General features: G+C 51.4%; 22 protein-coding genes. 4 read left to right on the top strand and 18 right to left on the bottom strand.

The annotated features are described in order from the left end of the window. Positions 1–399: 399 nt before the first annotated feature. The 4 genes from KTH89_RS11295 to KTH89_RS11280 are packed head-to-tail and all read right to left on the bottom strand — an operon-like array spanning position 400 to position 3,147. Positions 400–1,554 (bottom strand): helicase RepA family protein, encoded by a 1,155-nt coding sequence (locus tag KTH89_RS11295; RefSeq protein ID WP_052792089.1) that lies wholly within the window; start codon positions 1,552–1,554, stop codon positions 400–402. Between the two features lie 7 nt (positions 1,555–1,561). Further along, positions 1,562–1,882 (bottom strand): plasmid mobilization protein, encoded by a 321-nt coding sequence (locus tag KTH89_RS11290; protein WP_238721782.1) that lies wholly within the window; start codon positions 1,880–1,882, stop codon positions 1,562–1,564. Then, a complete protein-coding gene (locus tag KTH89_RS11285; protein ID WP_016412725.1) occupies positions 1,882–2,958 on the bottom strand; it encodes a site-specific integrase in 1,077 nt (358 codons plus the stop codon). Before KTH89_RS11285 ends, KTH89_RS11290 begins: the two co-directional genes overlap by 1 nt. Continuing rightward, positions 2,959–3,147: a helix-turn-helix transcriptional regulator gene (locus tag KTH89_RS11280; RefSeq protein ID WP_016412724.1), complete on the bottom strand. Its 189-nt coding sequence runs from the start codon at positions 3,145–3,147 to the stop codon at positions 2,959–2,961. 189 nt (positions 3,148–3,336) lie between these two features. On the opposite strand from KTH89_RS11280, the gene KTH89_RS11275 reads away from it, so the two are divergent. Beyond that, positions 3,337–3,870 carry a helix-turn-helix domain-containing protein gene (locus tag KTH89_RS11275; protein WP_016412723.1) on the top strand — a complete coding sequence of 178 codons (534 nt, stop codon included), beginning with the start codon at positions 3,337–3,339 and terminating at the stop codon, positions 3,868–3,870. Between the two features lie 210 nt (positions 3,871–4,080). Here KTH89_RS11275 and guaA read toward each other — a convergent pair whose 3' ends face one another. From guaA to KTH89_RS11260, 3 genes are all read right to left on the bottom strand, one after another. Then, positions 4,081–5,373 carry a glutamine-hydrolyzing GMP synthase gene (guaA, locus tag KTH89_RS11270; RefSeq protein WP_238721780.1) on the bottom strand — a complete coding sequence of 431 codons (1,293 nt, stop codon included), beginning with the start codon at positions 5,371–5,373 and terminating at the stop codon, positions 4,081–4,083. A gap of 17 nt (positions 5,374–5,390) precedes the next feature. Then, positions 5,391–6,581, bottom strand: coding sequence for a coenzyme F420-0:L-glutamate ligase (locus KTH89_RS11265; RefSeq protein ID WP_158348563.1), 1,191 nt, complete (start codon positions 6,579–6,581; stop codon positions 5,391–5,393). A 395-nt stretch (positions 6,582–6,976) separates the two neighbouring features. Next, complete coding sequence (locus KTH89_RS11260; RefSeq protein WP_238721778.1) at positions 6,977–7,867, bottom strand: AraC family transcriptional regulator; 891 nt, start codon at positions 7,865–7,867, stop codon at positions 6,977–6,979. A gap of 777 nt (positions 7,868–8,644) precedes the next feature. Between KTH89_RS11260 and KTH89_RS11255 the strand changes: the two genes are divergently transcribed. After that, on the top strand, positions 8,645–10,063 hold the full coding sequence (locus KTH89_RS11255; protein ID WP_238721776.1) for an MATE family efflux transporter: 1,419 nt from the start codon (positions 8,645–8,647) through the stop codon (positions 10,061–10,063). Positions 10,064–10,172: 109 nt separating this feature from the next. Here the strand turns inward: KTH89_RS11255 and KTH89_RS11250 are convergent, their stop codons facing one another. The 6 genes from KTH89_RS11250 to KTH89_RS11225 all read right to left on the bottom strand — a co-directional run bounded on the left by KTH89_RS11250 (position 10,173) and on the right by KTH89_RS11225 (position 15,787). Beyond that, a complete protein-coding gene (locus tag KTH89_RS11250; protein ID WP_238721774.1) occupies positions 10,173–11,723 on the bottom strand; it encodes a DUF4179 domain-containing protein in 1,551 nt (516 codons plus the stop codon). Between the two features lie 16 nt (positions 11,724–11,739). Continuing rightward, positions 11,740–12,201, bottom strand: a complete 462-nt coding sequence (locus tag KTH89_RS11245) for an RNA polymerase sigma factor (protein ID WP_158348836.1) — start codon at positions 12,199–12,201, stop codon at positions 11,740–11,742. A 42-nt stretch (positions 12,202–12,243) separates the two neighbouring features. After that, complete coding sequence (locus tag KTH89_RS11240; RefSeq protein ID WP_238721772.1) at positions 12,244–12,393, bottom strand: hypothetical protein; 150 nt, start codon at positions 12,391–12,393, stop codon at positions 12,244–12,246. Next, positions 12,386–13,855 carry a hypothetical protein gene (locus KTH89_RS11235; protein ID WP_238721770.1) on the bottom strand — a complete coding sequence of 490 codons (1,470 nt, stop codon included), beginning with the start codon at positions 13,853–13,855 and terminating at the stop codon, positions 12,386–12,388. Before KTH89_RS11235 ends, KTH89_RS11240 begins: the two co-directional genes overlap by 8 nt. Before the next feature lie 45 nt (positions 13,856–13,900). Next, positions 13,901–14,797, bottom strand: a complete 897-nt coding sequence (locus KTH89_RS11230) for a helix-turn-helix transcriptional regulator (RefSeq protein ID WP_238721768.1) — start codon at positions 14,795–14,797, stop codon at positions 13,901–13,903. Positions 14,798–14,923: 126 nt separating this feature from the next. After that, complete coding sequence (locus KTH89_RS11225) at positions 14,924–15,787, bottom strand: DegV family protein (RefSeq protein WP_238721766.1); 864 nt, start codon at positions 15,785–15,787, stop codon at positions 14,924–14,926. Between the two features lie 159 nt (positions 15,788–15,946). Here KTH89_RS11225 and KTH89_RS11220 point away from each other — a divergent pair, with 159 nt between their 5' ends. After that, positions 15,947–16,477 (top strand): TetR/AcrR family transcriptional regulator, encoded by a 531-nt coding sequence (locus KTH89_RS11220; protein ID WP_158343789.1) that lies wholly within the window; start codon positions 15,947–15,949, stop codon positions 16,475–16,477. Here KTH89_RS11220 and KTH89_RS11215 read toward each other — a convergent pair. The 5 genes from KTH89_RS11215 to KTH89_RS11195 all read right to left on the bottom strand — a co-directional run bounded on the left by KTH89_RS11215 (position 16,446) and on the right by KTH89_RS11195 (position 22,330). Then, complete coding sequence (locus KTH89_RS11215; RefSeq protein WP_158343807.1) at positions 16,446–17,156, bottom strand: YoaK family protein; 711 nt, start codon at positions 17,154–17,156, stop codon at positions 16,446–16,448. The two genes, KTH89_RS11220 and KTH89_RS11215, sit on opposite strands and share 32 nt — an antisense overlap. Before the next feature lie 28 nt (positions 17,157–17,184). Further along, the gene (locus tag KTH89_RS11210) at positions 17,185–18,699 is read right to left on the bottom strand and encodes a phytoene desaturase family protein (RefSeq protein ID WP_238721764.1); all 1,515 of its coding nucleotides are present in this window, start codon (positions 18,697–18,699) and stop codon (positions 17,185–17,187) included. Then, a complete protein-coding gene (locus KTH89_RS11205) occupies positions 18,696–19,124 on the bottom strand; it encodes a helix-turn-helix domain-containing protein (RefSeq protein ID WP_238721762.1) in 429 nt (142 codons plus the stop codon). Before KTH89_RS11205 ends, KTH89_RS11210 begins: the two co-directional genes overlap by 4 nt. Positions 19,125–19,219: 95 nt before the next feature. Beyond that, entirely contained in the window at positions 19,220–21,001 is a 1,782-nt protein-coding gene (locus KTH89_RS11200; RefSeq protein WP_238721760.1) for a glycerophosphodiester phosphodiesterase family protein, read from the bottom strand. Positions 21,002–21,142: 141 nt separating this feature from the next. Further along, a complete protein-coding gene (locus KTH89_RS11195; protein WP_238721758.1) occupies positions 21,143–22,330 on the bottom strand; it encodes a winged helix DNA-binding domain-containing protein in 1,188 nt (395 codons plus the stop codon). A 490-nt stretch (positions 22,331–22,820) separates the two neighbouring features. Here KTH89_RS11195 and KTH89_RS11190 point away from each other — a divergent pair, with 490 nt between their 5' ends. Next, positions 22,821–23,462, top strand: a complete 642-nt coding sequence (locus tag KTH89_RS11190) for a hypothetical protein (protein WP_238721756.1) — start codon at positions 22,821–22,823, stop codon at positions 23,460–23,462. Positions 23,463–23,791 lie beyond the last annotated feature (329 nt).

Genomic DNA, 23,791 nt, shown 5'->3' with positions numbered 1-23,791 from the left:
CACTTCCTGCAGGAAGTGTAATAACCCACTATGACACTTTCATCCCTTCGGTCTGCAAAGTGTCGTGGGCTCTCCGAGGGGGTGTGGGGGCTTTGCCCCCGGCAACTGCGGTTGCCTCCCCCAGCAGGGCCGCCCTTTGAAAAGGGCGCCCTGCACCCCGCCTAAACTTTTCCACTCGCCGTTGGGCAGGTGGAAAGGCACAGCCTTTCCACCACCCGGCAAGTGTCCTCCGTGGGCCAAATATCAAGGGGTTCGGGTTGTATTGCCTTGCGGCAATCTCCACCCACAGGTATGCCCCCTTGACATTTGACCCCGCTCCCCGTGACAGCCGTGACGACCGTGACGATGTTTTGGACACCGCCCCCGCTCTCAAAAAAGCCGTCACAGCCGTCACGGTCGTCACGCTTGGGGAGGATCCAGGGTCAGGCTGATACTTCTCCCGGCGTGGGTGCGGGTGTTCTCATAGCGGATATGATAGTCCGTTGCCAGTTTCCCGGCCCGGACGTTCAGCCGCATCGCCAGGGCATTGGGCTTCATATCCACTTGCAGGGCTGCCGCCAACTCCGTGGCCGTACCGCCCCAGGACGGCCTCTCCGCCGTGATAAAGGCGGCTACGGCCTCCAGCACCGGGTCGGGGGGTTCTACCCACAACTCCGTTTCCATCCGCTCCAGTGTCCATGTCAGGTGTTCCTTGTCCTTAATGAGATAGAGCCGCTGGTCTTGCTGGTCACGTCCTACCACATCCAAGGTGGCGGTGCCGTCCGTCCGCTTCTCCTTCTGAAGAAGAAAGGCCCCGTCTGCTGCCCCCGACAGGCCGTTGGTGCCGGAGATCATATCAAACTTGTCGTCGGCCTGCTGCTTCCGAGTGTGATGTACCAGTAGGAGGCAGACGCCGCAAGCGTCAGCAAGGCGTTTCAGCTTTCCTACCACCTCATAATCGTTGGCGTAGCTGTACTTATCCCCGCCAGCCTCCCGAATCTTCTGAAGGGTGTCAATGATAATCAGTTTGGTGTCTGGGTGTTCCTGCACGAATCGCTTTAGCTGTTCCTCCAGCCCGTTGCCGACCTGCTTTGCGCAGATGGAAAAGAGGAGGTCGTTGGTGCCGTCCATGCCGAACATCCGGTAAAGCCGCTCCTGCAAGCGACGGTGATCGTCCTCCAGCGCCAGATAGAGGACAGTCCCCTTGTGAACGGGATAGTCCCACAGGGGGAGGCCCATGCTGACGTGGTAGGCAAGCTGGGCCATCAGAAACGACTTGCCTACCTTGGGCGCTCCCGCAAAGAGGTACGTCCCCGGATAGAGCAGACCGTCAATGACGGGCGGTCTGCTCTGATAGACGTTCTCGTACAACTCGTTCATGGAAATCGTGGGGAGATACGCCGGGTCGTTCATGCGCTGCATTTTCCGCAGCAGTTCCGCATAATTTTTTTCAGGGGGATTGTTTTCTGTCGTTTCCTCTGTTATACTTGCGGTAGGTGTTTGTGAAATGGGCTGTTCCCCGTCTGCGCCAACAGACGGAACCGGGACAGTCCTTTTCGTTTCTCTGGAATCCATCAATCTATCAATCCTCCTTCATGCCGCCCATGATAGCGGCGATCATCTGAATGGTGTCCAGCAGTTCATCGTCCACGCCAGCCCCGTCCTCGGCCCGCCGCAGTTCGTCCAGAACGGCGGCAAGCTGGTCACGCAGGGCTTTGTAGACCTTGGGATTACCCTGTACCACTACGTCCCGGCACAGGAGGCGTCTTGTGATGTAGTCCTGCTTTGTCAGGCCGGAGAGCCGCACAGCGGCCTCGATCTGTTCATCTTCCTCCGGGGACACCCGGAAGGCCACGGTCTTGTTCCTCCAGCGGTTGTGAGTGTCCAAATTCTTAGCTGACATTACGCTCCCATCCTTTCAAAGTCCAGTTTGTCCGCCATCTCCGTCTGCTTGGACGGAAACAGGTGGGCGTAGCGGTAGGTGATCTCGATACTCTCATGCCCCACGCGGTCAGCAATCGCCACAGCGGAGAAGCCCATGTCAATCAGAAGTGAGATGTGCGAATGCCGGAGGTCGTGGATTCTGATACGCTTGACCCCTGCCGACTTCGCCCCTCTGTCCATCTCATGGTGGAGATAGCTTTTCGTGATGGTGAAAATGCGCTCCTTCTTCTTGATGCCGTAGAGCATCCCCAGGTAGTCCTTCATCTCGTCACAGAGGAAGTTGGGCATTTTAATGGTGCGGTTGCTTTTCTTCGTCTTTGGCGTGGTAATGACGTCCTTGCCGTGGAGCCGCTGATAGGACTTGCTGATTTTCACCGTCCCGGCCTCAAAGTCAAAGTCTGCCGGGGTCAGGGCCAGCAGTTCCCCCTCCCGAATACCACACCAGTAGAGCATTTCAAAGGCGTAGTAGGAAACGGGCTTGTCCATCATGGCGTCCGCAAACTTCTGGTACTCCGCTTTCGTCCAGAACAGCATTTCCTTCCGTTCCTCTGACCCCATGTTTCCAGCCTTGGCGGCGGGATTGGAGCGCAGCTCATAGAAGCGGACGGCGTGATTGAAGATGGCGCTAAGCTGGTTGTGCAGGGTTTTGAGATAGGTAGCCGAATAGGGCTTGCGCTTCTCGTCCCGGTAGGCCAGCAACTCGTTCTGCCATGCGATCACGTCCTTGGTGGTGATCTCGCTAATCTTCCGCTTGCCAAAGTAGGGCAGAATTTTCTTCTGGATGATGTTCTCCTTGGTCAGCCAGGTGTTCTCCTTGAGCCGGGGTTTCACATCCTTGGTGTAAAGCTCGGTAAAGGCTTCAAAGGTCATATCCAGGTCGCCGGAGGTCTGCATCTGGAAACTGCGCTCCCACTCCTGGGCCTCCCGTTTGGTGGCAAAGCCACGCTTGCACTTCTGTTTGCGCTCCCCCGTCCAGTCCTGATACCGCACCATGACGTACCATGTTCCTCTTGCTTCGTCCTTAAAGACTGGCATTTAGTTCCCTTCCTTTCTGGCCCCGTAGAGCCGTTCGTTGAAATACTGGCGGTTGACCCGCCCTGCGATGGTGATGAAGCCCTTGTCCTTCAATTCTTCGTTGAGCTGCCGGATGAGTTTATAGGCGTAGGGCTTCGATACACCCAGCTCGTCCGCAACTTCTTCCGCCCGGATGAATCTGTTCTCCATATGGATTCCTCCTTTCTTTTGATTTAACGCTATTTGCTTAACGTAGTCCTATTATACTAACTCTATTCCGTTATGTCAAGACCTTCCAACGAGAAAATATAAACAAATTTATTTATTTTTCTCTTGACTGGTCTAAACATATCTGTTATACTTCAAGTGTCCCCATTACATAGATTGGAGTTGGCAGTTATGGCGATTGGTGAACGTATTCGTTTCTTCCGCAACATGAAGGGCATCACACAGAAGTATCTTGGCATGGTGGTGGGTTTCCCGGAACGCTCCGCCGATGTGCGTATGGCACAGTATGAAACCGGGAGCCGCACCCCCAAGGCCGACCTGACAAAGACACTGGCTGACTTCTTTGATATTTCCCCTGATGCCCTGACCGTCCCTGACATAGATACCGACATCGGCCTGATGCACACCCTCTTTGCTTTGGAGGATATTCGGGGGCTGACTATTGGGGAGATTGACGGCGAGGTTTGTCTGCGTCTGGACAAATCCAAAGGCAAGACCTATACCAATATGCTTGATATGCTGTCCGCCTGGGCGGAGCAGGCCAAGAAGCTGGAGGCCGGGGAGATCACCAGGGAAGACTATGACCGCTGGCGGTACAACTACCCCAAGTACGACACCACTCACCGCTGGGCCAAAGTCCCCTCCAAAGAGTTGAGCGATTTTCTGGTAGAAGCGTTCCGGGACAGGCTTGACATAGACGAATAGACAGCAAAAGCCCTTACCGACGTTGCCATCGGTAAGGGCTTTCTAATATGGTTGTCCTCACTTATAAGCCGTAAAAAAGCATTCTTTACCCGCAATCCAGTGGGAATATAGAATGATACGGTATATGGGGAGCGTTATCAAATCGTTATCAAAAGAGAGATATAAAACCGTAAAATCGTTGTGCCACAACGGGTTCGGAGTTTCAAAAAATCACTCCCACTCAATGGTAGCAGTAGGCTTCGGAGACAGATCATAACACACCCGGTTCACATTCGCCACCTCATTCATGATCCGGTCCGTAATTTTTAACAGGACCGGCCAGTCTAACTGCTCGATCGTAGCAGTCATCGCGTCTACCGTATTCACCGCCCGGATGATCACCGGATACTCAAAGCATCTGGCATTATTTTTCACACCCACAGACTTAAAGTCCGGTACGACCGTAAAATACTGCCATACCTTCTTATCCAATCCCGCGCGTTCGAACTCTTCCCGCAGAATCGCATCCGCTTCCCGTACCGCTTCCAGACGGTCCCTGGTAATCGCTCCCAGGCAGCGCACGCCAAGCCCGGGGCCCGGGAACGGCTGTCTGTAAACCATACCGCCGGGCAGGCCAAGTTCGATACCACAGGCACGGACTTCGTCTTTGAACAGCTGTTTTAACGGTTCTACCAGTTCAAACTGCAGGTCTTCCGGCAGGCCGCCCACGTTGTGATGAGACTTCACCATCTTGGCCGTTTTCGTTCCGCTCTCGATGATATCCGGATAAATGGTGCCCTGGCCCAGGAATTCGATGCCGTCCAGTTTTCTGGCCTCTTCTTCGAAGACGCGGATGAATTCCGCGCCGATAATTTTCCGTTTCTGTTCCGGATCAGCCACACCTTCCAGTTTTCCAAGGAAACGGTCCGTGGCATCCACATAGACCAGGTTGGCGTTTAACTGGTTTTTGAACACCTCAATGACGCTTTCCGACTCGCCTTTTCTCATCAGGCCGTGATTCACATGCACGCATACCAGCTGGGAACCGATGGCTTTTAACAGCAGCGCCGCCACCACGGAGGAATCCACGCCGCCGGACAGAGCCAGCAGTACCTTCTTCTCTCCCACCTGACGGCGGATCAGCTCTACCTGATCCTCGATAAAGTTCTTCATGTTCCAGTTGGCCTCTGCCTTACAGGTGTCAAATACAAAGCTCTTCAATGCTTCCTTTTCCGGAAGGGCATCATAAACCAGCTCACACTTCGCGCCCGGATGATCCACCGCCATCATGGGCAGGCCGCATCCATAGAGATCCGCGTCTATATCCACCGGCGCACCGTCTACGACTCTGTTCTCTCCGCCGTTTAAGACCACGCCTTTTACATTTTCTAAGGCTTTCAGCTCATCCACCGTGATATCATGGGGATAAATCTCACTATATACGCCCAGATCCCTGATCTCACGGGCCAGCTCCGGATTCCTGGTGCTGCCCAGGTCCAATATTACAATCATATCCTGTTTCATCTTATTCAGCTCCTTATTTAATTGGTAAAGTTATCGAAATATCCCTGTACCAGTATGATCGGCGTTCCCTTGTCTCCCGAACCGCTGGTCAGGTCGCATAAAGAACCGATCAGATCTGTCAGCCTTCTGGGTGTGGTTCCCTGGGATGCCATATTACCCACCAGATTATCATCTTTTTCCTTGATTCTCTGGGAAATGGCTTTCGTCAACGCCTCGCCGCTCAAATCCTTGAAATCATTGTCCGCCAGATATTTAAGCTTTACTTCGTTGGGAGTCCCTTCCAGGCCCGGGGTATTCGCAACCGATACGCAGGGATCCGCAAGCTCCCAGATCTTTCCGACGGGATCTTTGAAGGCTCCGTCACCGTATACCATTACTTCCACATGTTTTCCGGTCTTATCCAGCATCTGTTTTTGAATATTCATCACCAGGTCCGTGCAGTCTCTGGGGAACAGCTTAATGGTGTTCTCCGTGGACTTATTAGAACCCAGCAGACCGTATTTTTCATTACAGCCGCTGCCGTCCACCGGCGCGTTCAGAATATCGTCCATGCCGCATACGACCTCAGCGCCGTTTTCCATCAGAATCCTTTTGGTTCTAGCCCGGGTATGTATATCACAGTTCAATACGCACTTTGTATAATCCAGGATCACCCGGGGATTATTGGCGAAGATCACTTCCACATCGGCTCCCATCTCTTTGATCAGGCCGCTGTAATAATCCACATAGTCCACTCCCGTAAACTGATGCTTGTTCTCGCCGAACAGCTCCCTGTATTTTTCCAGCGTCAGAACGTCGCTGTAAGGATTCACGCCGGCTTCATCCAGCTGATCCTGGGTCACCAGTTCATTTCCCACTTCATCGCTTGGATAGCTCAGCATCAGAACCACCTTCTCAGCTCCCATAGCGATCCCTCTCAGGCAGATCGCGAAACGGTTTCTGGACAGGATCGGAAAGATCACGCCGATCGTCCCGCCTCCCAGTTTGGCCTTTACATCTTTTGCAATAGCCTCGATGGGCGCGTAATTCCCCTGCGCTCTAGCAACTACAGACTCCGTAACAGCGATCACATCGCGGTCCCGGATCTCAAACCCTTCTGATTTCGCAGCGTCCAAAACGCTATCCACTACAATACCAGCCAATTCATCCCCTTCACGGATAATCGGACAACGAATTCCTCTGGACACAGTCCCTACTTTTCTTTCCATTTGTATTCCCTCGCTTATTTTAAAATTTTGAGTATTCAATTTTAGGCTCACAAAGACATTATAATATAAAACATTCCATAAGTAAAAAACTTTCTCGCTTCTTTTTGACATTTTTCGCCCAAACACGGCCTTCCAGCCCAAGGCTCCCCCCCTTCAGCAGATTATCCCCGCCATAGCAAGGGCCGGATAAGAGGGGACTGTCCCCTTTCGTAAGCTTCTTCCGTCCGCAAGCGTGCAAAAAAGAAAGGGGACTGTCCCCGGAAGCCGGCCAAAGCAGATTCCCCCGCCAAACGACAAGTTCCTCCACCCAAAAGCCGGCTCCCGCAGACAGCCCCCTTTCTCCTATAATTATCCTCTACCCATTAACCCAACTCCGCCAATCCCTCAATACTCTGCTATTTCCTATTAACAGGAATCCAGATCGCCGCCTCATAATCCTGGCTGCTAATATCCCCCTTGGAATACCACTCGATATTAGCCCCCATGGCGATCTCAAACTCAGGATTGTTGGGAAGCCACTCTCTAAAGATCTTCGTATTCACCGTCTGAAGCGCCGCAGGCATGGGCCCATCACAAGGGAACTTCGCCCACTCCATATCCGGAAAGCTATACACTGTCAGCTCCTCCGGCACATCGCCGCCCGTATACGCTCCGGCCAGCAGATACCGGAACTTCCCTTCTTCTCCAAGATCATCGATACAGACTCCAAACTCACCGATCTTATAATCCCATACCGCTTTCTGCATCTCATCCACAGGTTTTTCCTGACCTGTAAGATACTTCATATACCGTCCGCAAAACTCATTCCAGAACCCGGGTATTTCCTGATAAGACGTCTCAAAAGAAAACACCCTCTCAAAACCGATCACCTGTAAACCCTGCATCTTTTCAACTGTAAAATTCATCTCGTCTCCTCCTTGTATGGATATTCTGATTTTCAGAGGCAAGAAAGTTTTGATTTTTTCAAAATGACTGCGTATCTGCATCGGAGACATTCCATGAAACCGCGTAAATGCTTTCGTAAAACTCTCAGGCGTATCATAACCGTACTTATATGCCAGCTCAATCACCTTCTCATTTCCGGAAATCGCATCCAGCGCCGCCAGATAAAGCCTCCTGTATCTGATATACTCCGACGGCGAATACCCGGTCATAATCTTGAACCCCCTCTGAAAATACAAAGGGGACATATAGACTTTTTTTGCGATATCGTCCATCCGGATATCGTCGAGCAGATGTTCTTCCATATACCGGATCGCGACCTGAAAACTTTCTGTCCATTCCACTCCTCTCACCTCCTGTCCTTATGATAGTATGTTAAAGATAATTATTCCTGTCATTTCAAGAACAATATTGTCCGAATGAGCTTTCCTCACAAATCAACTATTTCTCCTACGATTCTAACCTCTCTCCCTCACCCTGTCAAACGGCATGGCGGTTCTTGCCGGGGGTGGCTATGCTTGCTGCTTCCATTCGGGCACTGCGATGGTATCCGGGGACGCTCCGGGCGGCCCGGTTCTTTTGTATCTCCCTGGGGACGCATAGGGCGGCTGTGAATACGCTTGGTGAAATCGGAAAGCCGGATTCAGGATGCACGGCGGACTTCACGTCCGACGGGCAAGAGCCTCTGAACCGGGAACACGTCAGGTGTTCCTGGTGAATAGGCTCGGTTCCTGAATCCGGCTTTTCGATTTCACTTAGCGTATTCCAGCGCAAGCCCTCCGCGCCCCCAGGGAGATACAAAAGAACCCGGCCGCCCGGAGCGTCCCCGGATACCGCCGCAGCGCCCGAATGGAAGCAGCAAGCATAGCCGCCCCCGGCAAGAACTGCTATAGCACTTACATTTTAAATTCACAGTTGCATAGGCAACCAAAAATTGCTATAATAGAGACTAGTTTTGAAAAGTATCTGGGATCAGTCTAGTTTATTTAGAAGTTCATTTCATTAGTCCATACTTCTGGGAACGCACCCGGAATAGCTGCCGGCAGCTATATTATCTGCGCATAAACTCGATGAAAAGATATTAATACTTCGAAAGATACAAAAGAAAGGAAGACCTTATTATGGAAGAACAAGTTCAAACTATGTCGAAAAAGGAAAATCCGTTGGGCTATCAGCCAATCGGACGGCTGCTCATGAGATTTGCGCTGCCCGCGATTATCTCCATGCTGGTAAATGCGCTGTATAACATCGTTGACCAGATCTTTATCGGACAGGGCATCGGCTACCTGGGAAATGCCGCAACTACCATTGCCTTTCCTATCGTGACGATTATCCTGGCTGCATCCACCCTTTTGGGAGCCGGCGCCAGCGCCTTCGCGGCCATTAAACTGGGGGAAAAGCAGGAGGAGACCGCTGAAAAGTGCCTGGGAAATGTATTTCTTCTGGGAATCGTCATGGGGATCATCGTTCTGGCCCTGGGGCTGATATTCTTAGATCCTATGTTAAAGCTGTTCGGCGCAACCGAAAATACCATGGATTACGCAAGGCAGTACACATCGATCCTGTTAATCGGAGCGCCCTTTAATATGCTGGGTGTGATTCTGAGCAATATGGCAAGAACGGACGGGAACCCTACCCTGGCAACATACAGTATGGTGATCGGCGCTGTCCTGAATACGATTCTGGACCCGATCTATATCTTCGTGTTCCACTGGGGCGTCGTGGGAGCAGCTATCGCGACCATCACCTCTCAGATTATTTCCGCAGTGGTCCTGACCGTATATTTTATGCGCTACAGCAATATGCGGCTGAAGACCGCCAACTTCCGGCTGAGTTCCCCGATCTGCGGCAGAATGATCGCCCTTGGAGTGTCAAGCGGAATCACCCAGAGCGCCGCCACCATCCTTCAGGTGGTACTGAATAATTCTCTTGTGTTCTACGGAAACCGGACCGCCATCGGAGGGGACGTAGCCCTAAGCGCCATGGGAATCGTATCCAAAATCAGTATGATCCTGTTATCGGTCTGTATCGGGGTCGGTATCGGATCCCAGCCGATCCTTGGCTTTAACAGAGGAGCCAACCATCCCAGCCGGATCCGTAAAACTTACCTGTACGCCATCGCGGCCGCTACGGCGGCATCCTTGATCGGCTGGGCCGCCTGCCAGCTGATCCCGGACGTGATCCTGAGACTGTTTGGTACCGGCAATGCCGACTTTACCAACTTTGCCGTTAAGTGTATGCGTATCTATATGCTGGGTATCTTCACCGCCGGGTTCCAGGTCGTCTCAACCAGTTATTTCCAGTCCACCGGCCAGCCCATGAAGGCTTCGGTTTTGTCCATGCTTCGGCAGCTTCTGCTGCTAATCCCCCTGATTCTGCTGCTGCCCATGTTCTTTGGACTGGACGGGGTGCTGTACGCGGGACCGGTGGCCGACTTTACCTCCGCTGTGATCGTCCTGGTCTTTATCGTCTATGAGATGAAAAAACTAAATCAGGACTGCCGGTTAGAGCAAGATATTCCGGCGGACAGTTTATCCTGATTCACGCATCGGGAAGGAAGCGCTCACATTCCCGTTTATAACCGGAGCCGCCGCCCTGCAGGCTGATCTGCAGGGCGGCGGCTCCGGCTGAATCATTTTGTTTGATTTATCATTTTGTTTGATCTCCAGAAAGAGCTAATCTTTCACCGTTGATAACGACTGCCTTGATCCGGCCGGTCTCCACCACTGCCGGATACATGGTCTGAAACAGAACCACGCCATCTTTCCGGTCCCACTGCAGGTCATCCAGCGCAATCCTGCTGCCGTCATCCAGCTCCAGCGCCATATCTCCGAAGGAATCCACATCTGTCTTCATGGTAAGCTTCATAGAGATCGGAGACAGGGTCATCTGTTCTACCTCTATTCCGTTCGGCAGCACCTGATTCATATCCTCGTAGACGACACTGGTATCTTCATAGTCAAGCGGGAACTCGAATTCCCAGCTTCCCTGATAAACTGTGCGGTAAGAACCGGTTCCGCCTAACGCCAGGACCGCGTCTTTTAATTTCTCCGGGCTGCCCAGACCGATGAACTGCACACGGGTCCCGATCTGTTCTCCATTCTCATAATCAGATCCCACGGAAGGGTCTAATCCCTCAAAAGTATCCAAATTGACGGCGTTAAAACCGCTGCCATGCACACTGAGGATCTCTCCATTCTTCCTGTTTACCACATTCATATCCGACAAATCGTTGGGATTGACAGCCCCGTTCAGATTCAGGTTCAGATACAGATCTCCGTCGATAAACGCCATATTATCGATTTCCATCTCCGGATAGGTGTCACAGAACTTCAATTTCTTTCCGGCCCGGTTCAGCAGATATATAGTGTGGCGGTCTTTTACGCCGTCAGGGCCTTCCGATTCCGTAGCGCCCCATTCCAGGTAATCATCCGGCGTAACCTCGCTAAAATTCTTGCTCAGGGAAGCCAGATCCTCCATATCGAATACTTTCAGGGAGTCATCGGAAACCCTCAGGTCTTTAATACTGATCTTCAACTGATGCCCCGCCACGGAATCAACCCCTTCAAATCTCAGGGTTTCCTTTATCAGGAATGTCGCTTTCCCGGGTACGCTGCCGTCATCGATCCTGGCGGCTCCGCAATATTGTCCCATAGAAGCGCCGTCCAACTGCATATAGATCTCCCCGAACAGGAACTGTTTTACCTTTTCCTCGGTCTCTCCTTCAAACGGCTGTCCGTCCAGCGTCTCCACATCAAAAGCCAGATACAGGGAATTCCCGTCGCCGACGATTCCTCTGGCCGTAAAGGATAAGCCCGCGTTTTCCACTTTCTGGAACAGAATGCTCCCCGCCTGGGTCAAGAACGGGTGATCCGCCTCCACAGGCTCCATCACCGGAGCTTTCCCTTCTGCGGCCGTGTCCGGAGCCATCTTCGGTTCCTCCGACGGTTTCATGAATATATTTTTAAATATTTGGTTGAGATTCATCTGTTCGGCCACCACAGGTATGGTCAGACAGAGCACCAATACCGCGGCCAGAATTACAGCGGCCCGCATCGGGAACCTCCTCGCCTTATGAACCTGCCGTTCTTGCGGGAGGCTCATTTTGATCCTCTCCATGCGCTCATCAAATCCCTTGGGGACCCGTATTGTTTCCCTGGACGCGAACTCTTTAATTTTTTTATCTATATTATCCTGCATGAGAACCTCTCCTTTCTTAAATAAGGTGTTTTAACTTCGCCCTGGCCCTGGTCAGACGTGATTTCACAGTTCCAACGGGAATGTCCAGGATCATACCGATCTCCTTTAAGCTCAGGTCTTCATAATAAAAGAGGATGGTAACCACCCGGAATTCTTCATCCAGAGTATTTACCAGGTCCCACAGCTCATAGTGGGAATCCTCCGTAGGGATTTCGGTACCGGGCGAATCCTCCAGATAATCGGTCCTTCCCCGTTTCCTGGCAATCCTGTAAGACTCATGAACCACGATTTTCATGATCCACGGCCGGAATTTATCCGGATTCTTTAACTGATTTCTCTTTTCATAAGCCTTCAGTATACTTTCCCCTACCGCATCCTCGGCGTCTTCATCATGGTATAAGATTCCTCTGGCTACCCGGAACATGCGCCGCTGGTATTGTTCGATATAATCGCAGAATGCTTCTTTTCCTATATCCATTGGCCCTATCCTTTCCTCCTTGTTCTAAGCCTTGTACAATGCTTATACTATATAGACACCTCTGTCATTTAAAAGGTTCCCGCAGGTTATTAAAATAATCTCCTTCGTAAATCCGAAAAAGCCATGGATCACTTCCACAGCTCTTCCCCATTCCAATTCAATCTCTCTCTTGATTCCGGTTTTTTCAGGCACCGTAATAGCTCCAATGGAGAGGTTCCTTCGTAACCGGATGTTTTCCCGTATGCCCATAAATCTTGTGCAGACACTTGCTGATAGAAGACGGATCTCCATCGCACCAGGCAGCCGCTTTCACTGTGCTCTCAAAGATCAGGCCCGGTTCCTCCTGACAGACGATGGGCCTTTGCTGGCAGTATGAGGCGATCTCTTTGCAGATCTCTTCTCTTTCTGCGGGCGACTTCCGCCGCCAGCTCTCATAGTCCTGCCAGTGCAGCAGCCTGCCGGTCTGGGGGTCTTTTCCCGCCGCCTTCGGGGTATTTAAGATCTGGCCCAGATTCCCTGAGCTGATGTTACAGAATCTGGCTGCCTCCGCCATAGACGGGAAAATTTGCCCCGTCTCCACGCAGATGATCCGCACCTGCTCATGCCTGACCGGCTGATAGCCGCAGAGTCCGGCCGCAGCCCCCCGCTTCAGGTAGCGGGGCACCGTACATTTTCCAAGTTTCATCTGTTCCGCGATCCGGACCAGGGGGTATCCCTGAGCGTACAGGGCGCACACCTGTTTTACATAAGAATCCAGCGCCTGCCGTTCGCATTTTTCCCAGTCGATCCCTCTTAAATCAAACAGGGCGGCCAGCGGGCTTTTGCCGATCATTTCCACCATATGCTCCATTCTGGATTCCCTGCAGTTGACAACCAGATATGTCCGGGGAGAGAAACCGTACCGGTAAGCAAGCTTTTGTTTCAGACGGTCATTATCGATCTCTTCCTGTTTGGATCTTCCGAACTTACCGGAAAAATCCCGCTTATCTTCCGCCAAATGCTGTCCGCCGTGGAATTCCACTAAGAGATCCACTCTGTCCGGCTCCGTAAGAGAAAGCCCAAAATCATAACTCCTGTTAATCTTCACCGGAAAAAGGTCCGACGCCGCCACTTCCCTTCTAAAGTCCGCTATCTGGCCCTGGGCCGCCAGCTGGGCAAAAAAAGCGGCTCCAAACTTATTCGGATAACTCACGCCATCCTCCAGCTGGTTCAACCGCTCTTCCTGTTCCTTTTTCGACATCGCTTCCCACTGATCCGCCGCCATCCAGTGCAGCACTTCCCCGGTAATCGGATGGATACCGGCGCTGTGCTGCAGCCCATGGATACAGCAGCAGATATTCCCGGACTTAATTCCGGCCCATCCCGACGCCTCCGCCATAGACGGGAAGATCCGGCCGGGTTCCTCCATGCACACAACCGCACGCACATGTCCCGTACGTCCGGCGGCATCCCACACCATCCCGTGCTCATCAAGCCACTGCTCCATTTCTTTTGACAGCGCGCGGCCCTCACGGCCCTTTTTGGCTACCCGGTAGCCGCTGATCTTCCTGCCCAGCCGGTAGCCGTCGATGACTGTGTCCAGCTTCACGTACAGGTCCCCATGTTCCTGATAATAAATCATAGCGTAGTGCTTAAACTTTTCATCGGGTGTCATGAAAACTCCTTTTTCTTATGCAGCGTCCGGGCGGGCTGTGCATCTTTATCCTTTTCTTACAGGCCTTAATACTTCATACCCGATCGTCTCAGGAAGCATCCTCTGGTAATCCTGGCACTCCGTCTCGTTCCAGGCAAAGCCCATCGCGGACGGATCAAAGTTCCAGGCCAGGTCTTCCACGCGGGTCAGCACTTTTTCACAATCCTGCAAAAAGTCAAATGCGGGATGATAAAATACCAGATAATAGCTTCCGGGATATTCCCGCACCTCGAACCCTTCCGGGACGGGACCGGTATAATCGTCGGGTACCCCCAGACCGTAGGTATATCCCCTCCTGCCCTGATCGAAGAACCAGCCGCCGGTGTGGCAGGTGACGACCGGATGCATCACGTGGGTCATGCTTTCGATGACCCCGCAGATCTCATCGCAGTTGTGGCGCTCGAAGAAAGGAAAATAGGCCTGAACCTGCGCGTCCCGGACCGCGATGTATTTGTGGGCGGGAATGTACTCGACCCGGACTTTAGCTTCTGTTAAAATTGTTTTTTCCATATTTCTGTCTCCTTGTTCATAATATTCCGGAAAAAGGACTTCTTTTTTCATGGAAACAGGAATGGGGCCAGGGTTTCTCCTATATGCGGCAGGTGTACATCCGTACGCATATACAAAGGCTCTCGTCAGAGCTTGCTGGGAGGAGAATCCGTAGTTCAGGGCGATATCCAGGATACGCGCATCGGTGTCCCGCAGGGCTTCGGCCGCCAGGCTCAAACGCCGGGCCGCCATGTAATTTTTCAGCGTAACACCTGTAATGGCATGGAACCGGCTGGAGCAATAATATGGAGAGTACCCGATCTGCTTTGACATTTCCAGAAGAGTCGGGGTCTCCGTAATATGCGCGTCCAGCCAGTCGATCATCTGCTGTACCGCTTCGTTCCATTCATACATGTCTGTCCTTCTCCTTTCCAGGACAGTATAACAAAAGACAGAAGTTTTCGTTTTAACATAAGTTGTTATTTTATTATGGCATATCTGCCGGATGTTTATTCGTTTGCTCACAAGCGGATATAAGGGTTACAGATTGCAGGTTACCGCGATGCCCAGAGCCCCTTTTCCCACATGGGTACATATGTTTAAAGATAATTCATCCATATCCACGATATAACCGGGGAAGATTTCTTCCAGCTGCCGCTTCCACTCTGCGGCCTCCTCCGGGATTCCGGCATAGGCCGCGTGCAGTTTGATTCCCTTACCCTTTTTTGCCTCCCCGAAGCGTTCCCTCATATCTTTTTGAATCGCTTCCACCAGAACCTGCTTGGATTTTTTCCTGCCCCTTACTTTGGAGTAAGCGTCTATCTTGCCTCCCTGGATCTGGAGGACCGGCCGGATGTTCAGGATATCTCCGATGGCAGCGGCCGCCGGCGTAATCCTTCCGCCTTTTTTCAGATAGCTTAAGGTGTCTACGGTGAGATAAATACTGGATTCCAAAGCGGAAGCCTCCAGAATCGACCGGATCTCTCTGCCGCTCTTTCCCTCTTCCGCCAGCTGCCTGGCATCCCACACGGATTGTTTCTGGGTGACGGAGATCCTCTGGTTATCCACCACAAACACCCTGCCCTCATACTCACGGCTCAAAGCCAACGCCGTATCATAGGAACCGCTCAGCGCCTTTGTCATGGGGATATGAACCACTTCATCGTACTCTTTCAGAAGGGAGTCCCACAGCTCCAGGACGCTTCCCACCGTAGGCTGCGCGGATTTGATATCCCTTCCCTGTTCCTGGTACAGGAAAAACTCCTGGCTATTAAGGGAAATCCCTTCCAGATATTCCTTTCCGTCAATGGTAAAAAGCATGGGGACGATAAACACTCCCTCCCGCTCAGCCACTTCTCTTGTAATTCCACTATTACTGTCCGCAGTAATTGCAATTTTTCTCACGCTATGTACCTGCCTTTTGTATCGTAATCACTTTCTGTTGCCCAAAATCGACATTCGGTATATAATACTCTTATCGTATACTGTTACAAATTGTAACATTATGTATAATCAAAATCAAGGCGTTTCGCTTGAACTGTTACATATAAGGGGATTCTGTTTATGAAATCGAAAAAAAACCAGGCAAATGTCCTGGCAAAGGAATGTATGGTATCCGCACTCATGCAATTATTAGAAGACAAACCGCTGTCGGCCATTTCCGTAACAGAGCTGACGGAGAAGGCCGGCGTGTCCCGCATGACCTATTACCGGAATTATCAGTCTAAAGAGGAGATTTTCCAGGATTATCTGGATGACATCGTGGATTCCTACCGGAGCGATGTGGCCTCCTGGCCGTCCAGGGGGAATTATAATGATTACCGGAATCTGGTGCATTGTTTCCGGTATTTTAAGAAATATAAGGATTTTATCCGGGGCCTGATCGACAGCGGCATGGGAGATATGGTTCTGAAGGCGTTGACGGATTATATCAATGAGACTTATTACCGGGAAGAACTGGGGCAGAAATTCTATTATTCCCTCCAGTCCTTCTCCGGCGCTCTGTATAATATATACCGGGCCTGGATTGAGCGGAACACCGTGGAAGAGCCTGAGGAAATGGCTACGGTTCTGTGCGGGATGTTTCAGAATTAGACTCCTTTCGGATGTCTTCTTTTATGAACATCAGAACAAATCCGGCCATCAGCAGCAATGCCGCCAGCCAGATCGAACGTTCTCCCAGCTGTATGCTCAAAAGCGCGCCCGCTGCCGCCCCGGCGGCAAAAATCAGGATTACAAGATAGTAATGCCGGCTTTTTCTTAGCAGATTTTTATCCCGGGTGATATGGTATTTACAGAGCATTTCCGTGGCGCTTCGCATATTTCCAATGCACATGGTGGTAGCGCAGGGGATACCCCGGAATTTTCGGAAGCTGTTCACCTGCATCGCGCAGGCAAACGACATCATCATATTCGCCAGGCCGTTCAAAGACTGGGGAAGGAAGCCGACGACCATCAGAAGAAGGATCTCGATCACCAGCACGATCTGGCGCCAGTGTATCCGGGTGTAGTCCTTATAAAGGTGATGTACCCACTCGGTAATATAGACGCCGGCCAGGAAGGCTGCTAAGGGAAGCAGGTAGCGCAGGACTAAGTCCCAGTTTCCCTGGGCCAGGTTCTGACCCAGCAGCACGATATTCCCGGTCTGGGCGTTGGCAAATACTTTTCCACGGCAATTATAGGAATAGGCGTCCTGAAAACCGCCGGCCAGCGTCAGAAATACGGCCAGCGTCATGGACTCCGACATCTGCGTTGACACTTTAGCGGTTGTCATAATGTCCTCCAACTTCGTATTTTTCATTTTATTTTCTGCAAATTCTGCTTACCGCAAACTTACCGGAAATGGCGGCGCCCGGCAGGCCACCCGGAGGATTGATCCATTGCCCTGCCAATATTACATTTTCCAGCCCGTTGATTCTGGCGGAGGGATAGGGTTGTTTCGCGCTTTTCTTCGTTATGGTGAAGGACTGGTAGAATCCCTTATAAGCATTGCAGTACCTCTCGTAGGTAAGAGGCGTCCAGGCATCCAGCAGCCGTAATCTGCCCTGGCAGGCCTGGAACCGCTTTAGAAGTTCTAGCCGGACCGCCTCCGCAAGCTCCGCCTTCTTTTCCCGATAGGCCCCGGGGTCACGGGCCAGCTCTTTCCAGTAATCATACAGCTCTTCCGATCCGCCCATCAGCGTCTGCACGATCTGGTTTCCCGGCGGCGCGAACGACGGCTCATAGGCATATGTCTTTACCGTCAGCCGTGCTTTCACTCCCGGCGCAAAACGCAGGCTGTCACAGTCCAGTATCACATCGCTTCCTATCGGGTCCTGTTCCCCCTCCAGGGCAAACGCGGTCTGGAATGTACTGTATACCGGATACGCCTCTCTGTCCGCGTACATGTTTCGCATCAGCTCTCCCATATAAGACTCCGGCAGCAGTTTACCAAAGGTAACACTGGTGTCACAGGCCGGTATCACATAATCTCCGTATTCTACGGCGCCATTCGTGAACCGGATGCCGGCCGCTCTTTTGGAGTCTCCCTGTTTTCTGGAAGTTTCGCAGCCCTTCTTTGTATCCAGAAGAATCTGTTCTGCCTCCATCCCTTCCCGCAGAATCCCTCCCAGTTCCAGGAACCGCGCCTTCATGCGCATGGCCATAGCTCTGGAACCGCCTTCCGGAATGCCGCCGTCCCCAGATACGAAATTGCCGTAGGCCATAGGAAAGGAATGGGCCAGGGATTCCTCCGTGCAAAAATCCGACAGCACGCAGCGGATCAGCGGGTGCCGGAACTGAGCGGCCAGATCTCGGGTATCCATCCCCTTATAACGGCGGAACAGCTTCAGGGCCGGAGACATGGACTTCATCATTTTAATCCCGTCCAGCGCTCCAAACAGTTCCGGAGGCTTCTCCGCCGGTATTTGTACCTTCTTTGCTATCCGGCAGGAATCCATGAGCCTGCCGACCGCGGGCGCGTCTTCCGGCGACAGGGCTTTCATCTCCCGCTCCGTTCGGTCGATATCCCGCCACAGGGTCAGCGACCGGCCATTCAGCCAGGACGTATACATCCTATCGCTTCTGTGTATTTTTATATGTTCTCCCACGGCCCCCACAGTCTTCCATATTTCATACAGTTGCGTTCCGGGCGTGGTCCCCATGAGCCAGTGAATGCAGTTATCAATATGATACCCCTCCCGGTCCCAGCCGGTACACTCTCCGCCGGCCGCCGTATGTTTTTCAAAAAGGACGGCCTCATATCCCGCTTTCGCCGCGTAGATCCCGGCCGTCAGGCCGCTGATGCCGGCGCCGATAATCAATATTTTTTCTCTCATTTGCCGTCCCCGCCTTTCTCCAGGATCTCATGGGCCAGGTTTAAAAATACCTCTGCCTTCACAATCGCGATTCCCTGATCCTCATCTCCGACTACCATAAGGCTGTCTCCTGAGTGGATGTCGAAGATTTCTCGGGCTTTTTTAGGTATCACGATCTGTCCCCTCTCTCCAACTGTGACCGTGCCGAAGATGTGCTTGCCCTTTGGAGGAATCGGCATGGACTCCTTCTTGGAATCGTAGTTCACCAGGTTATCCAAAGTTACCTGATACAATTTTGCCAGCAGCACACTGTTGGGCAGATCCGGCGCCGTCTCGCCGCTCTCCCATTTTGCCACCGCCTGCCGGGATACCCCGACTTCTTCCGCCACCTGTTCCTGGGAATAGCCATGGGCTTTTCGCAGGAAAGTGAGATTTTCTGAAATCATACTTTTCACACCTCCTGCATTCAGTGTAGCACCTTTTCCCGGAAATACCACCAACAAAAAGTACCAGGTTCTGTTAACTTTGGTTGCGTCCTCTCTTAGTATAAAATATCTGTCAGGGACTGTAACAGCAGATTTTCCCCCTCCGTGTTCTGGTAATACCTGGCAAGTTCCGGATTATCCGTTACCAGCCCGTCGGCCCCCATACGGAGGATTTTCTCAATGTTGTTTTCCCTGTTCGCCGTCCATGCGTAGACTTTTTTTCCTTCTATATGCGCCTGAAGCAGCATTATGGAAGTCAGAGAAGTCGTCTCCACGCTGTATCCGTCCACATAACTCAGGTCATAGAGATCAGAATACAGCAGCGCCGTGATATATACCGTTCGGATCTCAGGCGCCAGCTCTTTGCTTTTCTCCAGCAGTTCCAGATCCATAGACGCGATGATACATTCCTGCTCCATATGGGCGGCCCGGATCTGCTCCACCGTCTTCTCCACAAGCCCGTGCTCATGTCCGGTGGATTTCAGTTCGATCATGAGCTGTATGCGGTCTTTTGCAGCATCCAGCATTTCCTTCAGAGTCGGAACCGGTTCGCCCCGGAAATCACTGGAAAAGGATGATCCCGCATCCAGGCTTTTCACGGTCTTCTCATCCACATCCCATATATCGGCATCCAGACCGGTCGTCCGCTTCAGATTCGAGTCGTGCAGGATCACCAGCGCGCCGTCCCTGGTCTGCTGCACATCGATCTCCGCCATATCGGCGCCCGAGGAAATAGCCGTGCGCAGCGCCGCCAGCGTATTCTCCGGCGCGAAGACGGCGCCTGCCCGGTGGGCGACGATCTCAGTCTTCACATCCGTGGGATAATTGATATTTCCCCCAAGCTCCGTCTCGCTGTAGAAAGCCAGCATTACCAGCGTAGCCGCTATGACGATAACACGCCGCAGAACGCTTTTTACCGTATGTACGGTCTTATGGGGCAGGGGCTGTATATCCCCCTTATAATTGTGATAGAGCGTGAGCATGGTGGAACAAAAAGCAACCGTTCCGAATATGCTAAGCGCCACGGAACCCATCGCACTCCATCTCCGGTAGTAGAATTCAAACTGGCTCCGGCCATTGTCGGGGAACGATTCCAGGTTACTTATGCCCCACAGGATCAGGACCATAAGGATGAAGCCGATAAGAGCGAACAGCAGAAACGCCAAGATACAAGAAAGCAGCCATAGCGCGGTTTTCCATTTTTTCTTTTTCAGGAGCCGCGCGTTCCGGCGCCAGGAACCGATGAAATGATCGCCGTTTAGAATCACCGCCGGAAAGCTGAACAGGGTAAAAAACAGCAGTACATGAAGCAGCGCCAGCGCCAAAACAAAAAACGGCAGCAGTATGAAGCTGCCCTGTATATAATCCAGAATGAACTCCGGAATCCGGAATCCTTTTAACAGACTGTTCGTCAACGGAAATACGGAGAGGCCGATCACCGGCAGCAGCACAATTACCACCGGCAGGTTTTTGTAATGGAACACAGGCAGCGAACGAAGAAAAGCCTGTTTCCAAAGGGCCCAGACGCTCAGATGTTCTCCCCTCCAGCCCGCCTCACAGTAAATAACCAGAGCCGTGATTTCAAAATATACATAATAGGTGAACAACAGGAGGCCTGCCAGAAGTATCACAAGGTTCAATGGCCGGCTGAGCACATAACCGATATTCTCCTGGCTTATGAACGTCACATTTCCCGTTTTAAGAACCGCGTCCAGAAGGGTTTCCGTGATATTCCCCATGATGCTGAACCCGATAATTTTATATAATATCTCAAAACACAACAGGGTGCTCCAATTTTTAAGTCCTGCCCGCAGGCCTGTTTTTACCGTATTTTTCATGCTGTCCCCTTTCGTATTGCCTAACGTTATCGCCGATCTGATTTCCTTACAGTTTGGATTTATCTTTTATTCGTAGAATTGGCAAAGGCGCGTCCATATATACCTGTTTTTGAAAATGCCTGCCTCCGGCCAGATTTTTCCTCATGTAAGAAACGTAATCTGATTCAGCTTCATTTTCTGAAATAATACGTATTCTTCTACCAAATTCTCTATTCCCTTTTTTTGTCCGTCCATCCCGTCCCATAGAGTGACTTCCACATCCAGCCCTTTTCCTTTTTTCCTGGCCTTCCACATCCCTGTTATCTCTCCGTGCCATAAAACGGCCCCGGGATTGGAAACCGTCTGCCATATCTGTTTTTGCCGCGTCCGGTCCTCCAGGATCACCTGGCGGTCCTGCAAGCCCAGATAAGGGTCGTGCCCCCCGAGCAGATGCAGTTCCCTTTCCGGTTCCGGCGGCGAAAAGAGCAGTTCCCTATCCTCGGTCAAAATAAAGCGTTCTTTTCCCGCCAGGCTGACAGGCTCGATTTCATCCGCAACTGTATTCCAAATCCGCCCGGCCTGTGCCGGGGAACATCCCAGCCATTCCCCAAAACCTCCCGCAGTGGAGGGCCCGAAACAGTGGAGATATTTCCTCGCCAGCTTCCGGCCGGGATCCCCCGTCCCTTCCGGAGAATGACCGGTCCAGCGTTTGTAAGATGTAAAAGAAGGGCTGATTCCTTCCCTTTTTCCAAAAACCACCAGCCCCATAAAGGCGCAGGGCCTAAGTAAAAATGAGACCACCGCCCCGCCGACGGTCTGTTTATCCGGATTGCCGTACATAGAAGGTTCATCCCACAGCTCCCTTTTATCCTCCGGCAGCAGGGGCCGCATCCATTGCGCCAATGTCTGGTCCAGGCTAGTTTTGCTTACCAGCACTTCGCCATCCATCTTCGGCATGACCTGTAATAATAGCCCCAGCGCCTCTTCAAAAGACATCCGTAAATAATCCAGCGCCAGCTGTATCCCCCTGGTATAAATCCAAGGCTCATCCGATTCAGGAATCAGCGCCGATAAAAAAGCATCACTTTCCGAAGCCGGGAAAACCACCGGAGCGCCTCGAAAGCTCCAGGTCTGCAAAAGCGTTTTCTCAACTTCCAACAACTCCTTCATATCTTGCAAGGTACATTCGGCCACCCGGTTATGTAACGCGTTTTCCCATGCGCCGGGCGGCGAGTTCTGAAACCCGCAGGCTCCGGCGGCGCTCAGTATATCCTTTTTTGGATACCAGGTGTCCAGATGATGCGTGTGAAGACGGTATCGGCGTATCTGCTCCTTCGTAACAGGGTTCATGAACATACCTCTTTTTCCTCATTCATACTTTTGCGTTTTATTCGGGGATCATAATTCTTTAAGGTGAAGTGTTCCGGGGTGACGCAGGATGTCATCCGAAGCCTCTAGATCAAACATCCGTATAAACCGCGGCATTCTCAACTCAAAATATCTTAATCTTAACTGATAATTTCTTAATCTTAACCGGCAAATATCTTAATGAAAAAAGTCTGCGATATTTATCTGATTATAAATGATATTGGTTTGATGCGCAATGCGTATAACGACAATGTGTTTTACTAGATTTCAGGATTCATTTCTTTATTTCCACTGATTTCATAATTTAATTACATCATCTTTTTTCGAACTGTTGGCAGCAGCCTTTAAAAATGCTATTATTATCTTATCAGTCTATACATCCGGTTGACATTCTATTTTTATTGATCAGAAAAAATTCTTTATTCCCTCGTCAATTCCATTTCCATTTACAATTAAGATCAGGAGGAGCCGTATGAAAAAAAGAACGCTGGTAATCGTCTGCGCTGCCGTCGTAATATTAGCCGGCATCACCGCCATAATTGCGCAAAATAGGAACCGGCCGTTAGAACCCGTTCCGCAGTTAATCACTTCAAAAAACCGAAACATGATAGGGAAAATAAACAATGTGAAGTCAGACACCGGTTATGTTACGAAAGATCCGGAAGGTAACGTCGTGGAATCCAAAAACCAGAACGATCAGCCCGAAGCAAAAAGCGATTACATTCATACCTATTACAACGAGAATTTTACGCCATCCGCAATAGCTGAAATTGAGACATTAGAAGAGGACAATATTTATAAAATACCGGAACTTATGTTTTTTAATTCGAACGTTGTGATATATACGCAAAATAAAAGCGGCTGGAATTTGCAAAAAGGGGATCAAATCCATCTTACCTTTGAAGTATATCCATCTGAAATCGTAAATCAGGCCCTTGAGATCGGCGTCATCTATAACAAAGCGTTAAATAAAGGTGAAGTGTTTCAGGCCTTGACGGGAACTTACACCTATACCGCGGAAGAACCCGGAGAATATTTTATATATATGATAGGCGGAAGTACGGAATCCATCTCGCTAAAAACAGGGGAAATAACGCTTCAACCCCAAAGATAGTCTTCTATAACCAGCAAAATACTAACCTAGAACAACGCTGCCCCACGCATATAGTATACATACAGTACGGGCTGTCGCACGAACTTAGCGTTCTTCCCGGGGGCTTCGTATGCCGCTGCTTAGGGCTTGGAACCGCGGGCGGTATCCGGGGATGGTATCCGGGGACGCTCCGGGCGGCCGGGTTCTTTTGTATCTCCCTGGGAGCGCATAGGGCGGCTGAGCACCCGCTAAGTGAAATCGAAAAGCCGGGTTCAGGATGCACGGCGGACTTCACGTCCGACGGGCAAGAGCCTCTGAACCGGGAACACATCACGTGTTCCTGGTGAATA

Source organism: Diplocloster agilis (assembly GCF_019042275.1).
Classification (GTDB): domain Bacteria; phylum Bacillota; class Clostridia; order Lachnospirales; family Lachnospiraceae; genus Diplocloster; species Diplocloster agilis.
Note: the sequence above shows the minus strand (reverse complement) of the source record. Positions and strands in the feature narration are given on the sequence as shown.